This is a genomic window from Vibrio syngnathi (assembly GCF_002119525.1).
Lineage (GTDB): Bacteria > Pseudomonadota > Gammaproteobacteria > Enterobacterales > Vibrionaceae > Vibrio > Vibrio syngnathi.
This window is the reverse complement of the sequence record NZ_CP017916.1, coordinates 1080253-1094890: the sequence shown is the minus strand read 5'-3', so window position 1 is coordinate 1094890 and position 14638 is coordinate 1080253. Positions and strand designations below refer to the sequence as shown.

Here is a 14638-nt window from a genome sequence, read left to right as displayed (position 1 = left end):
GGCAATCATCTTCACTGGTGATTGCCTTTATTTTTAAAGACCTAGTTACCATTTGACCCTATTTTATGTGCCGTTTTTGTAATAAAATAAACGGTATAAATTCCTCTACGAGAATAGCTCATGTCTACAACTGGTCGCATTCACTCATTCGAATCTTGTGGTACTGTCGATGGCCCTGGTATCCGCTTTATTGTGTTTCTTCAAGGCTGCTTAATGCGTTGTATGTACTGCCATAATCGCGATACATGGGATCTTCATGACGGAAAGGAAGTAACGGTCGAAGAAATCATCAACGAAGCAAAATCTTATCGTCATTTCATGAAAGCATCAGGCGGTGGTATCACCTGTTCTGGTGGTGAAGCGATGCTACAACCTGAGTTTGTTCGTGATTTTTTCCGCGCGGCGCAAGCAGAAGGCATCCACACTTGTCTTGATACTAATGGCTATATTCGTAAACACACTGAAGTGGTCGATGAAGTACTAGAAGCCTCTGATCTGGTCATGCTGGATCTTAAACATATGCGAGATGAAATTCACCACGATTTCATTGGTGTATCAAACAGACGTACTCTGGATTTTGCACGCTACCTACACAAAATAGGTAAGAAGACGTGGATTCGTTATGTGATTGTTCCTGGCTACACGGATAGTCCTGAAGATGCTCATCTTCTAGGTGAATTCATCAAGGACATGGATAACATCGAAAAAGTAGAACTGCTTCCTTACCACAAGCTAGGTGCTCATAAGTGGGAAGCATTGGGGCACGACTACCCTCTTGAAGGTACAAACCCGCCAAGCAAAGAGAAAATGGATGAGATTGTAGCTATCCTCAGTCAATACCATTCAAACGTAAAATACTAATTTAGACTTACGTTAATAGTGATTTCAAACGCCTCAATTTCGATTGGGGCATTTTCTTTTATGAGCCAAACAATCCTTTCACTTTTCTTTACAACTTTTGTTTATCAATTCAAAAAATCATATTAAATCCGTGTTGAGATCATGTTTCCACTCTTAGGAATGCTGTTACTCTTACTGCAACAAATAATATAACATTTAGTTTTTTAGTGAGGTTCCTCCCATGGAAATGACCAATGCTCAGCGTCTAATTCTATCAAATCAATACTACCTTATGTCTCAAATGGATCCTGAGAACTCAGCTAAATACCAGCGTCTACAAACGATTGTAGAACGTGGTTATGAACTCCAAATGCGTGAGCTTAACAAAGAATTTGGTTGTTTGACTGAAGCAGAATGTCGCGAAGTTATCGACATCATGGAAATGTACCATGCCATGCAAGAGTCAAATAAAATGCTTGCAGATCAAGAGCGTGCTGAAGTTGATCAACGTCGTCTACAGTTCTTAGGTTTCGATATCGCATCTGAAGCGCAAATCGTACATTACGTACGTTTCCTTGTTGACTCTGAAGGTCTTTATCCTCAATTTGACAAAGCTGATCACCACTTCAATAGCCAAATGCCAATGCTAGAGAAATACCGTCGCATGCTAACAACATGGCGCAACTGCCCTCGTCAATACCACCTATGTGCGACAGAGCTATCTCAAATTTTTAGTGCTTAATGCATTAGAAAATTAGCTTTAACTGGGCTTATAAAGTTTCAAAAAAGGGTTACTCATGATGAGTAACCCTTTTTTATTCGGGTCACAGGGCTAAAAAACGCCAACAACATCAAAAAACACAGTGACTTATAAAGTATCTAATTAACCACTCACGAATATCGATAAGGTTCAGATATACGTCTGACAGGCATCAATCCAGCATAACTATTGTTAAACGCCCTAAAATCTTAAAACAAACGATCAAATCCCCTCGAATGTAAAATAACTTGATTCTAAGAGCCTCAATTGCCTATTGCTCTCGCTACGTTTTTCACACGCAAAATTGTAAATAAATACATAATTGTTAAGCAAAATTGTGGAAGCGGGTCTAACCTTAAAATGTAGGGAGAGCCTATTTTTCAATCGCTCGTCAGTTTTGACTGGTTAACAAGGGGAATGTGACTATGAGTATTTTTGACCACTATCAATCACGTTATGAAGCAGCCAAGGAAGAAGAGCTGACATTGCAAGAGTTCTTAGGGCTGTGTAAAGACGATAAAAGTGCTTACGCGAATGCTGCCGAGCGCTTATTACTTGCCATTGGCGAACCGGAGGTCATTGACACAGCTCAAGACCCTCAACTAAGTCGTATTTTCTCGAACCGTGTCATCTCGCGCTACAGTGAATTTAAAGATTTCTACGGCATGGAAGACGCGATTGAACAGATTGTTTCTTATCTAAAACATGCAGCGCAAGGTTTAGAAGAACGTAAGCAAATCCTTTATCTACTTGGCCCTGTGGGCGGTGGTAAATCTTCCCTTGCTGAAAAACTCAAAGCACTGATGCAAAAGCTACCAATCTATGTGCTGTCTGCCGATGGTGAGCGAAGCCCAGTGAATGATCACCCCTTCTGTCTATTTGACGTAAACGAAGATGGCGATCTTTTGAAACAAGAGTACGGAATAGAGAAACGTTACATACGCTCCATCATGTCACCTTGGGCAGCGAAACGCCTCCATGATTTCGGTGGTGACATCTCCAAATTCAAAGTCATCAAACTGCGCCCTTCTATTCTCGACCAAGTTGCGATTGCGAAGACAGAGCCTGGTGATGAAAACAACCAAGATATCTCGTCTCTGGTTGGTAAAGTCGATATTCGTAAACTTGAGCACTTCTCTCAAGATGACCCTGATGCCTACAGCTACTCTGGTGCGCTGTGTAAAGCAAACCAAGGTGTGATGGAGTTCGTGGAGATGTTCAAGGCGCCAATCAAAGTCTTGCACCCACTTCTAACAGCAACCCAAGAAGGTAACTTCAACGGTACCGAAGGGCTTTCTGCACTGCCATTTGACGGTATGATTCTGGCTCACTCAAACGAATCCGAGTGGCAGACCTTCCGTAACAACAAAAACAACGAAGCCTTCCTCGACCGTGTGTACATTGTAAAAGTTCCTTACTGTCTGCGTGTCTCTGAAGAAGTTAAGATCTACCAAAAACTGCTTGAGCACAGTGAACTCTCCAAAGCCCCTTGTTCACCAAGCACACTCGATCTGCTATCGCAATTCAGCATCCTATCGAGACTAAAAGAGCCTGAAAACTCTTCTCTGTTCTCAAAAATGCGGGTTTACGATGGTGAGACTCTAAAAGACACCGATCCAAAAGCGAAGAGTTACCAAGAGTACCGAGACTACGCAGGTGTTGACGAAGGCATGTCTGGGCTATCAACGCGTTTCGCCTTTAAGATCCTGTCTCGTGTATTTAACTTCGACCAAGCAGAAGTGGCGGCAAACCCGGTTCACTTGTTCTACGTGATTGAACAACAAATCGAACGTGAGCAGTTCCCTCAAGAAACCGCTGAGAAGTATCTTGAGTTCTTGAAAGGATACCTAGTACCGCGTTATGTAGAATTCATTGGTAAAGAAATTCAAACCGCTTACCTAGAGTCTTACTCTGAGTACGGACAGAATATCTTCGACCGCTATGTCACCTACGCGGACTTCTGGATTCAAGACCAAGAGTACCGCGATCCAGAAACAGGACAGCTATTTGACCGTGCTTCTCTGAATGGTGAACTAGAGAAAATCGAGAAAACAGCTGGGATCAGTAACCCTAAAGACTTCCGAAATGAAATTGTGAACTTTGTGCTTCGTGCCAAAGCCAACAATAACGGTCAAAACCCGGTGTGGACGAGCTACGAGAAACTGCGCACTGTGATTGAGAAGAAAATGTTCTCCAACACAGAAGAGCTACTTCCTGTTATTTCGTTCAATGCTAAGACCTCAACGGATGATCAGAAAAAACATGACGACTTCGTTGCTCGTATGATGGAAAAAGGCTATACCGAGAAACAAGTTAGACTGCTATCCGAGTGGTACCTAAGAGTTCGCAAATCCTCATAACCAAACGGTACTGAGCTGTTCAAGTGAGCAGCTCGTACATAATAAAAAAGTAGGATCGCGACATCAGCTGAGAGGGAGTTCTTATGGCACAATTTATCGATCGGAGGCTCAATGGCAAAAATAAGAGTGCTGTAAATAGACAGCGCTTCTTAAGACGCCATAAAGAGCAAATCAAAGAATCTGTGGCCGATGCAGTTAACCGACGCTCAATCACCAATACTGAAACCGGTGAAGACGTCACTATTCCTCATAAAGACATCAAAGAACCAAGCTTTCACCAAGGTCAAGGCGGCGTAAGAGAACGAGTTCACCCAGGTAATGACCAGTTCATCACGGGCGATAAAATTGAACGCCCTAAAGGTGGCGGTCAAGGTGGTGGCGCAGGCCAAGGTGATGCTAGCCCTGATGGCGAAGGCCAAGATGAATTCACCTTCCAAATTTCAAAAGATGAATATCTTGATATTCTCTTTGAAGATTTAGCTCTTCCTAATCTAGAGAAGAATCAGGTCAACAAAATCACCGAATGGAAAACACACCGCTCTGGTTATCAAAGCGCGGGGATTCCATCTAACATCGCTATTGTCCGCTCTCTACAACAATCTCTCGCTCGAAGAACGGCGATGACGGCGGGCAGAAAGCGTGAATTAAATACTCTAATGGAGCAGCTCGACCAAGTTAAAATGACTGAGCCTGCACAACCCTTTGAAGAAACACGTCTAAAAGAAGAGATCGCCGAACTGCGTAAACGCATTGAGAGCGTGCCATTCATTGACACTTTCGATTTACGTTACAAAAATTACGAGAAGCGCCCTATTCCATCCAGCCAAGCGGTAATGTTCTGTCTAATGGATGTATCGGGCTCAATGGATCAAGCCACCAAGGACATCGCAAAACGCTTCTACGTACTGCTTTACTTATTCCTCAATCGCACATACGAAAACGTCGATGTAGTGTTTATTCGTCACCATACTCAGGCTAAAGAAGTCGACGAACATGAGTTTTTCTACTCACAAGAAACTGGCGGCACCATCGTTTCTAGTGCACTGAAACTAATGAAAGAAATTGTCGCAGACCGTTATCCTGCTAATGAGTGGAACATCTACGCAGCACAAGCTTCTGATGGAGATAACTGGGCTGATGACTCGCCTCGCTGTAAAGAACTGCTGGTCAATACGCTATTGCCGACTTGCCAATATTACTCTTACATCGAGATTACCCGCCGTTCACACCAAACGCTTTGGCACGAGTACGAAAAACTCGAGAGTAGCTTTGACAACTTCGCCATGAAAAACATTAAAACAGTGGATGATATTTTTCCTGTGTTTAGAGAACTGTTCCAGAAAGAGACAGCGTAAGGGGGCTTGCCATGACAGCAAAATCAAACGTTGCAGAGAAATCAAACATTGCCGATAGAGACAAAGCGACACAGAAGAGAAACGACAAGATGCTGCCTGATGGTCCAGATTGGACGTTCAACCTCTTAGAGCAATATCACGTAGAAATTAAGCGTGTGGCGCAGCATTACCGTTTAGACACTTACCCGAACCAGATTGAAGTGATTACCTCTGAGCAGATGATGGATGCTTACTCCAGTATTGGTATGCCCATCAATTACAACCACTGGTCTTTTGGTAAGAAGTTCATCCAGACAGAACAAAACTACAAACACGGCCAAATGGGATTAGCGTACGAAATCGTGATCAATTCAGATCCTTGTATCGCATATCTGATGGAAGAGAACACGGTCACGATGCAAGCGTTGGTAATGGCTCATGCTTGTTATGGTCATAACTCTTTCTTTAAAGGCAACTACCTATTCCAGACTTGGACGGATGCAAGCTCGATTATCGACTACCTATTGTTTGCGAAAAAGTACATTACCGATTGCGAAGAAAAGTATGGTGTGGCTGAAGTCGAGAAACTTCTCGATTCTTGTCATGCTCTCATGAATTACGGTGTAGACAGATACAAACGCCCTGAGAAGATTTCCATTGCAGAAGAAACCGCAAGACAAGAAGAGCGCGAAGCTTATCTGCAATCTCAAGTGAACGAGCTGTGGAGAACCGTTCCTCAGAACAAAAGTAAGGAAGAAGAAACCAAGAACCGTTTCCCTAGTGAGCCTCAAGAAAACATTCTCTACTTTATTGAGAAAAACGCGCCACTGCTTGAACCTTGGCAACGTGAGTGTGTTCGTATTGTTCGCAAGGTGAGCCAATACTTCTATCCTCAGAAACAAACTCAAGTAATGAATGAGGGTTGGGCAACCTTCTGGCACTACACCATTCTTAACCATCTTTACGACGAAGGCTTGGTGAGTGATAAGTTCATCTTAGAATTCCTACACAGCCACACCAGCGTGGTCGCACAACCCGCCTACAACAGCCCCTATTTCAGTGGGATAAACCCTTATGCGCTTGGCTTTGCCATGTTTAGAGACATTCGACGCATATGTGAAGAACCAACCGATGAAGACAAAGAGTGGTTCCCTGAATTAGCCGGAAGTGATTGGTTAGAGGCGGTGCACTTTGCCATGCACAATTTCAAAGATGAAAGCTTTATCAGCCAATATCTTTCTCCAAAGATCATTCGAGACTTTAAACTGTTCTCTGTGCTCGACGACGACCGCAAAAACACGATTGAGATAAGCGCTATTCACGACGATCCGGGCTATCGCTTGATTCGTGAAAAGCTTGCGGCGCAATACAACCTAAGCAACCTTGAGCCGAATATTCAGGTGTTTAATGTCGATGTTCGTGGTGATCGTTCAATGACACTGCAGTATGTGCCTCACGGCCGTATCCCGCTTGATAAAGGCTACGACGAAGTGATGAAACATCTCTATCGTTTATGGGGCTTTGATGTAATTTTGGAGGAAGTCAAAGATACGGGTCATAGAGAAATTCTGACCACTTGTCCAAAGCGCAATGATTATGGAGCCAAGATTTAATGCCAATCACAAGAAGTAAATGGCAAGTGGTAAGTGGTTGATATAAGACTCCGCTCCCCCTACAACATAGTGGTTAAACCCGCTCGGAAGTGGAGCAATAAAAAGCGCATAAGTCTGATGACTTATGCGCTTTCTTTTTAAGGCTCAAACGTCTTCAATAGACGCAAGGCACTAAACCTAGATACTAGAGCTAAAGCTAAATAAGCTTAAACAATCGGCTTTTGGCCACGTTCAATCAACTTCATCAGCACACTGTCTGCAGATTTACCTGCAACGCCTGCTAGCTTATCTGATAATTTTTTCTTTTGTACGTAGTGAATCGCTAGAACCGTCTTGTCTTTACATGCTGCTACGACTAAATCATCAGAAGTCCTGATCTCATCCACTAGCCCAAGTTCATGCGCTTGTGTGCCAAACCAGTGCTCACCCGTTGCTACTTTTTCAAGATCGAGTGCTGGGCGGTGATCACGGATGAAGTCTTTGAATAAGCCATGCGTCTCTTCGAGCTCTTCTTTAAACTTCTCGCGTGCTTTATCGCTGTTCTCACCAAACATAGTAAGCGTGCGTTTGTACTCACCCGCCGTTAGCTGTTCGAACTCAATGTCATGCTTTTTAAGCAATTTATTGAAGTTTGGCAGTTGAGCAATAACACCAATAGAGCCAACAATAGCAAACGGTGCAGATACAATTTTGTCCGCAATACATGCCATCATGTAACCACCACTCGCGGCTACTTTGTCTACCGAGATAGTTAGAGGCAAACCTGCTGCTTTGATGCGATCAAGTTGAGAAGACGCCAAACCATAGCCGTGAACCATGCCACCGCCAGACTCAAGCTTAAGCAATACTTCATCACCTTCACGAGCCACAGCCAACACCGCCGTTACCTCTTCACGTAACGAAGCCACTTCTTTCGCATCAATGCTGCCGTTAAAATCGAGAACGAATAGGTGTGGTTCACGCTTGCTATCAAGCTCACCCTCTTTCGCTGCTTTTTTCACTTCTTTGCCACGTGATTTTACTTTTTCTTTTTCCGCTTTCTTTTCTGCTTTATCACGGGCTTTGATGAAAGCATCATCATGTAGATGGTGCTCAAGTTGCTCAATCGTTTGTTTGTGATGTTCAGATAGGTTCGTGATTTCCAGCTCACCTTTAATCGCGCTTGATTTTCCACCCACCGATTTAGCAATCACTAAAATTGCAATGATGGCGATTACAACTGTCGCAATCTTGGCTAAAAACAAGCCGTAGTCCAACAAAAATTCCAATGTCATATCCCCTATTGTATGAATTAGTGTATTGTAACCATCTTGTCACGATTACCAAGAATTTCTCATCATTCCTGCGGTTATCTGTGTGATTTAACATCAATGGAATGACGAACATAATAAAAGAAAGAAGGATAAGCACAGTGGATTACCCAATCTCTACAGATGCCCTCAAAGATAAAGTAATTTTGGTTACAGGTGCCGGTGCTGGCATTGGTCGCCAAGCCGCACTAAGTTTCGCTCAACATGGCGCAACTGTCATTCTGTTAGGCCGCAATGTCAAAAACCTTGAATTGATTTACGACGAAATCGAAAGTTCTGGTTACCCGCAACCTGCGATTATCCCACTGGATTTAAAAGGCGCGACGAAACAGAACTACATCGACATGGCTGAAACCATTGAATCTCAGTTCGGTCGCTTAGATGGTCTACTGCATAACGCAGGTGTGCTTGGCACGTTAAGTCCGTTTAATCAAATCGATGAAGAAACGTTTGATGGCGTCATGCAAATCAACGTTAAAGCTGAATTTCTAATGACTCAAGCATTACTGCCAGTTATTAAAAAAGCGGAAGCCGGTCGTATTGTCTTTACCTCTTCAACGGTTGGTCACTCTGGCCGTGCGTTTTGGGGCACTTACGCAATTTCAAAGTTTGCAACAGAAGGCATGATGCAAATCCTAGCGGACGAGCTTGAAGACACTAACATCCGTGTAAACGCAATTAACCCAGGAGGCACTCAAACACGCATGCGTGCAAAAGCGTACCCAGGTGAAGATGCGAACAAGTTAAAAACGCCACTCGACATCATCCCGCTTTATCTACACTTAATGAACCCAAGTGTGACAGACATTAATGGCCAATGTATCGATGCTCAACCTAAGTAGCTGATATTATGAGCAATAACAAGAGGTCGCTTTAATAGCGGCTTTTTTTATATCCAAATCAATCATCTAACGCTTACTTCCGCTAATTTTCGTCATTTTGCTTTGCATCTTTTTCATTGTTAAATATACTGTATGTATATACAGGTATTTAATTATGCATGAACTAATAAAAAACTTACAAGACCGCCAGTTAATCTGGAAAGGATTACAATCAACAACGCTAGGAAGTACCACTTCGACAGGCTATCCTCAATTGGATAAGCAACTTGATGGCGGCTTCCCAACGCACGGCGTTATTGAAGTTGAGTCACAACAAGGGATCGGTGAACTTCGTCTACTCACTCCTTATTTAGCTCAACAAAACTCACAGAAACTGGCCATATTCATTAACCCGCCAGGGAAAATAGGTGCCGAGTTTTTTAGCAGCCAAAGGATTCAACTAGAAAATATTCTCGTTATCGAGCCTCAACGCGACCTCGATGCATTATGGGCCGCTGAACAGTGCCTCAAGAGTGGTGCCTGTCATTCTGTATTGTTATGGGGAACCAATCTCGAAATCCACCAAACCAAGCGCCTGCAAGCAGCAAGCGAAACCGGTAAGTGTCTGCAATTTCATTTTAAAGCTACCAGCCATAATCAGTTATCCCTACCCGTTTCTTTAAGCATGAAGCTGTCTTCTCACGCTCAAGGGTTAAAGGTTGAGATCACCAAAAGAAAAGGCAGTTGGTCGTATGGCAGCTTTATTCTAGACATGACACATAACTGGCCGTTACTCACAGAGCAAGTCGTTTATGAAGACAACTTAGACCGTGCTTTGTCAGGTAACACTGTGCTTGCTTTTCCTATTGCAAAGCAAGGCTAGCGTATGTTGTGGCTTTATCTGCACTTTCCATCTCTGCAGTTGGATACCTTGTTTAACTCTAATGAATTGGGTTCAAGCAAAGACTCACGCGAACAACCTATTATCATCGTGGATGAAAAAGATCACCATGTGCTGCAAGCTAACCCAGCCGCGCTGGAATCAGGCATAACACTAGGTATGGGGCTAGGATCTGCAGCGGCGCTTTGCCATAACTTACACGTTCACCCTTACATCATTGAGCTAGAGAAAAATAAGCTGAAAGAGATTGCTCAATGGGCCTATCTGGTTACATCCGACATGGCCTTACTGCCACCTAATGGATTATTGATTAAGGCCTCTAACATGCTGTCGCTTTACGATGGGCTAGATAACTACTGGCATGAACTCAAAAGCCATTTAGAAACGCTCAATATCCAGTTCAGCTTTGCCACGGGTTATTCGCCGCTTTCTGCAATCCTTTTAGGCAAGCAATCCATCAACCAAGCGACGAACAATGTTGAGCAAATGAAAGCTTGGGTAAGTCAGCAGGCGCTGAGTTCAAGCGAGCTTCCTGCTAAACAAGTTGAGCGCCTGAATCGTGTTGGTATCAATGTCGTAGAAGACCTATTAAAGCTGCCTTTGCAAGATGTCGCGCGCCGCTTTGATATCGACTTGGTGAACTATGTGGGTCGTCTTAATGGGCAGTTCAAGCACCCTATTGATTTTTATCATCCACCAGAGAGTTTCCAACAATATTTGGAGCTGCTGTTTGATATTGAAAACATCCTATTCATCGAAAAGCCTTTGCTGAAATTGTTGAATCAGCTCGAATGCTTTTTGAGGTTACGTGACCGAGTGGCTTTCGAGTTAACGCTGACTTTGCACCTAAGAAATAAAGACGACCACCCTGTCTCTTTTTATTCAGCACAAGGTGATTACCTTGCGACAAAGTGGGCAAATCTCACGCATCTCACCTTAGAATCACTAAAGCTCACAGCACCGGTTCAGGGGCTGACCCTATCCTTGGTTCGTCATGGAGAACCGCAAATGGCCTACCATGATCTTTTTGATGGTAACACAGGAACACTTGCCACGTTAGATTTGCTCTCACTACTGCAAGCAAAGCTTGGGCAAGCCTGCATTCAAACACCGAAAATACAATACGACCCAAGGCCAGAAAAGGCCAATCAGTATTCACTCCCAACACTGAGTAAACCTGTGTCAAAGAGACAAACTCCCTCAGGGAGCGAGCAACAAACCATAGCTCTCAGCGTCAACCAACAACGACTCAGGCCCAGTATTTTACTGCCAGAGCCCGAAGCACTAACCGAAAGCGTCACCTTATCTCAAGGCCCTGAGCGCATTGTGTCTGGCTGGTGGGACGGAGAGAAGATCATTCGTGACTACTTTATTGCTCACAGTGAAAACGGTCGATGGCTCTGGATATTTAGAACACCAGATAAACAGTGGTTTTTGCACGGCTTATTTAGCTAGTTTGTAAGACAGAAAGTAAGAAACTTCGCTATCTCGTCCGTTCTGCTTATTGAACTTCAACATCCTTTTTCAATCATATTCACTCGCAATGGTTAAGTGAGATTACGTTATGTCTCAGCAATACTCAGAGCTATTTTGCCAAAGTAATTACTCCTTCCTTGAAGGAGCTTCACACGCAGAGGAGCTTGTTTTACAGGCCGACTTCTTACGTTACAAAGCGCTCGCAGTTACTGATGAGTGCTCGCTGGCGGGCATCGTTAAGGTTCACTCAGCAATCAAGCAACATAAACTGTCGCTCAAACAAATTGTCGGGAGCATGTTTTGGTTAAATGAAGAGTGCCAAGTGATCTTGATATGCCCAAACAGAGAAGCCTATGCCGAGCTGTGTCGTATTATTACCAATGCGAGACGTCGTAGCAGTAAAGGACATTATCAACTCTCTGAGTGGGATATCATGTCGGCTAAGCACTGCTTTATTGTTTGGCTCCCTCAACAGAAAAATGAAGATGCACACTGGGGGCAATGGCTTTCTCAGCATCATTCAGGCCGGCTTTGGATCGGCTTACAACGACACCTAAAGCAAACCGATCAGCAGTACATCGACTATTGCGTCGAGATGTCACACCATCATCAACTGCCGATAACCGCTTGTGGTGGCGTGCTGATGCACAATGCTAACCGCTTACCCTTACAGCACTCACTCACTGCGATAAAATACCAAAAACCTATTACCGAAGTGGGCAGTCACTTACTCGCTAATGCCGAGCGCTGTTTACGAAGTATTAATAAGCTCTCTCATATATTCAAAGTTGAGTGGCTAGAAGAGAGCAACCGAATCTCAGAGCTGTGCGAGTTTGAGTTAGACAGCTTGCGCTACGAATACCCAAGCGAGCTGATTCCTCAAGGTGAGACACCCATGAGTTATCTACGCATGTTAGTCGAAAAAGGAAAACGAGCTCGCTTCCCGCAAGGCGTGCCTAACGACATTCAACAAATCATAGAGAAAGAACTGGGGCTGATTGACGAGCTTGACTACCCTTTCTTTTTTCTCACGATCCACGACATCGTCATGTTTGCCAAAAGCCAAGGGATTCTTTACCAAGGTCGAGGTTCAGCGGCCAATTCCGTGGTCTGTTACTGCTTAGAAATCACCTCTGTCGACCCAAGACAGATCTCAGTATTATTTGAACGCTTCATCAGTAAAGAACGTGATGAGCCGCCGGATATTGATGTCGATTTTGAGCATGAGCGCCGTGAAGAAGTCATCCAATACATCTACAAAAAATACGGTAGAGAACGCGCAGCACTTGCCGCAACGGTCATTTCATATCGCTTCAAAAGTGCAGTAAGAGATGTCGGCAAAGCTTTAGGGCTACAAGAAACTCAGCTGGATTACTTCATAAAGAACACCAACCGCAGAGACAAAAGCTTAGGTTGGCAGGCTCAATTAACTCAATTGGGGCTGCAACCGGACTCTTTGAAAGGTCAGCAATTTATCCATTTAGTTAATGAGATCATCGGCTTTCCACGTCACTTATCTCAGCACGTTGGTGGCTTTGTGATCTCTTCTGGGCCTTTGTACGAATTGGTTCCCGTCGAGAATGCAGCTATGCACGATCGAACCATCATTCAATGGGATAAAGATGATCTTGAAACCTTAGGGCTGCTTAAAGTCGATGTACTCGCGCTTGGTATGCTTTCTGCGATTCGTAAGTGCTTCGACCTGATCAAACGCATTCACGGGCGATCACTCACCATCGCAGAGATCACTCGCCTCAAGGACGATCCTCAGGTTTATGGCATGATTCAACGAGCAGACACGGTCGGTATATTCCAAATTGAGTCACGCGCGCAAATGAGCATGCTGCCAAGGCTCAAACCAAGGACTTATTACGACTTGGTGATTCAAATCGCTATCGTACGCCCTGGGCCTATTCAAGGCGATATGGTTCACCCATTCTTAAAGCGTCGAGATGGTATTGAGCCAATCAGCTATCCATCTAAGGATGTTAAATCGGTACTGTCGCGCACCTTAGGTGTGCCGATATTCCAAGAACAAGTGATTAAGCTCGCGATGGTGGCAGCAGGGTTTACAGGTGGAGAAGCGGATCAACTCAGACGCGCCATGGCGGCTTGGAAGAAAAATGGTAACGTCTTTAAGTTCAAAAACAAGCTCATCGAGGGCATGCAAAATCGCGGTTATGAGACAGAGTTTGCTGAGCAGATATTTAAACAAATATGTGGTTTTGGTGAATACGGCTTTCCAGAAAGCCATTCCGCCTCATTTGCCGTTTTAGCCTATTGCTCAGCTTGGTTGAAATGTTACTACCCAGAATGTTTCTACGCGTCTTTGCTCAATAGCCAACCCATGGGCTTTTATAGCCCTTCACAGTTGGTACAAGACGCACAACGACACAATGTGGCGATTCTTCCAGTATGTGTGAACACCTCACAAGACAACCACATAGTCGTTGAACATCAGAATGGTTTAGCGATTCGCTTAGGGCTACGACAAATCAAAGGCCTAAGCGAACATGGCATTCAGAGTATTCTCGCCAATCGCCCACGCTCCGGTTATCGCCATCCGAGTCAGGTTAAGCAACTATCGATCAATAAAAAAGACATCGAACTGCTCGCCTCGGCCAATGCGCTACACAATGTTTCCGGTGATCGTTTCCAAACTCGTTGGGCACTGATGGATTCAGCATCTGACTTACCGTTATTTAGTCAAGTTCACGACGACATAAAACACTCACTTCATCAACCCAGTGAAATGCAAAATTTATTAGAGGATTTCAGTAGTGTCGGGATTTCGCTAAATAAGCACCCTATCACCTTACTAGAAGAAACGAATCGATTAGGCCGCTTCACACATATGAAAGACTTAAAACAACAAAGACATAAATCCATGGTCACGGTTGTTGGTTTAGTCACTGGTAAGCAGTCACCCGGCACCGCAGCCGGTGTCACCTTTGTCACATTAGAAGATAACACGGGCAATATTAACGTTGTGGTATGGGGAGCCACCGCACGCGCACAGCAACAAGCTTATCTGACAGCGAAGGCTTTAAAGGTGCAAGGGGTCTTAGAGAAGGAAGGCGAAGTCGTGCATGTGATTGCTGGGAAGCTCATCGATATTACCGATGAAATTGTTGGTTTGAACACCAAGTCCCGAGATTTTCATTAACGAATCATTTTCATTAACGAATCAAGTAGCCGTCCAACAAACGCTAGAAACGAAAAA

The 14638-nt window shown here is 44.1% G+C and carries 10 protein-coding genes; 9 read left to right on the top strand and 1 reads right to left on the bottom strand.

From position 1 onward, the window contains the following. Positions 1-120 precede the first annotated feature (120 nt). From pflA to K08M4_RS05230, 5 genes are all read left to right on the top strand, one after another. Complete coding sequence (gene pflA, locus K08M4_RS05250; RefSeq protein ID WP_086049090.1) at positions 121-861, top strand: pyruvate formate lyase 1-activating protein; 741 nt, start codon at positions 121-123, stop codon at positions 859-861. A 220-nt stretch (positions 862-1081) separates the two neighbouring features. Continuing rightward, positions 1082-1582: a YfbU family protein gene (locus K08M4_RS05245; RefSeq protein WP_086049089.1), complete on the top strand. Its 501-nt coding sequence runs from the start codon at positions 1082-1084 to the stop codon at positions 1580-1582. Between the two features lie 443 nt (positions 1583-2025). Beyond that, complete coding sequence (locus tag K08M4_RS05240) at positions 2026-3960, top strand: PrkA family serine protein kinase (RefSeq protein WP_029222896.1); 1935 nt, start codon at positions 2026-2028, stop codon at positions 3958-3960. Positions 3961-4043: 83 nt separating this feature from the next. Further along, positions 4044-5315, top strand: coding sequence for a YeaH/YhbH family protein (locus K08M4_RS05235; protein ID WP_086049088.1), 1272 nt, complete (start codon positions 4044-4046; stop codon positions 5313-5315). Between the two features lie 11 nt (positions 5316-5326). Further along, positions 5327-6907 (top strand): SpoVR family protein, encoded by a 1581-nt coding sequence (locus tag K08M4_RS05230; protein ID WP_086049087.1) that lies wholly within the window; start codon positions 5327-5329, stop codon positions 6905-6907. Between the two features lie 206 nt (positions 6908-7113). On the opposite strand, the gene sohB is transcribed toward K08M4_RS05230, so the two are convergent. Continuing rightward, on the bottom strand, positions 7114-8175 hold the full coding sequence (gene sohB, locus K08M4_RS05225) for a protease SohB (protein WP_022570679.1): 1062 nt from the start codon (positions 8173-8175) through the stop codon (positions 7114-7116). 143 nt (positions 8176-8318) lie between these two features. Here sohB and K08M4_RS05220 point away from each other — a divergent pair, with 143 nt between their 5' ends. The 4 genes from K08M4_RS05220 to K08M4_RS05205 all read left to right on the top strand — a co-directional run bounded on the left by K08M4_RS05220 (position 8319) and on the right by K08M4_RS05205 (position 14581). Further along, the gene (locus tag K08M4_RS05220) at positions 8319-9059 is read left to right on the top strand and encodes a YciK family oxidoreductase (protein ID WP_010437335.1); all 741 of its coding nucleotides are present in this window, start codon (positions 8319-8321) and stop codon (positions 9057-9059) included. A 154-nt stretch (positions 9060-9213) separates the two neighbouring features. Continuing rightward, a complete protein-coding gene (gene imuA / locus K08M4_RS05215; protein ID WP_010437334.1) occupies positions 9214-9921 on the top strand; it encodes a translesion DNA synthesis-associated protein ImuA in 708 nt (235 codons plus the stop codon). A 3-nt stretch (positions 9922-9924) separates the two neighbouring features. Next, on the top strand, positions 9925-11394 hold the full coding sequence (locus K08M4_RS05210; protein WP_016783826.1) for a Y-family DNA polymerase: 1470 nt from the start codon (positions 9925-9927) through the stop codon (positions 11392-11394). Positions 11395-11503: 109 nt separating this feature from the next. Further along, a complete protein-coding gene (locus K08M4_RS05205; RefSeq protein WP_086049086.1) occupies positions 11504-14581 on the top strand; it encodes an error-prone DNA polymerase in 3078 nt (1025 codons plus the stop codon). Positions 14582-14638 lie beyond the last annotated feature (57 nt).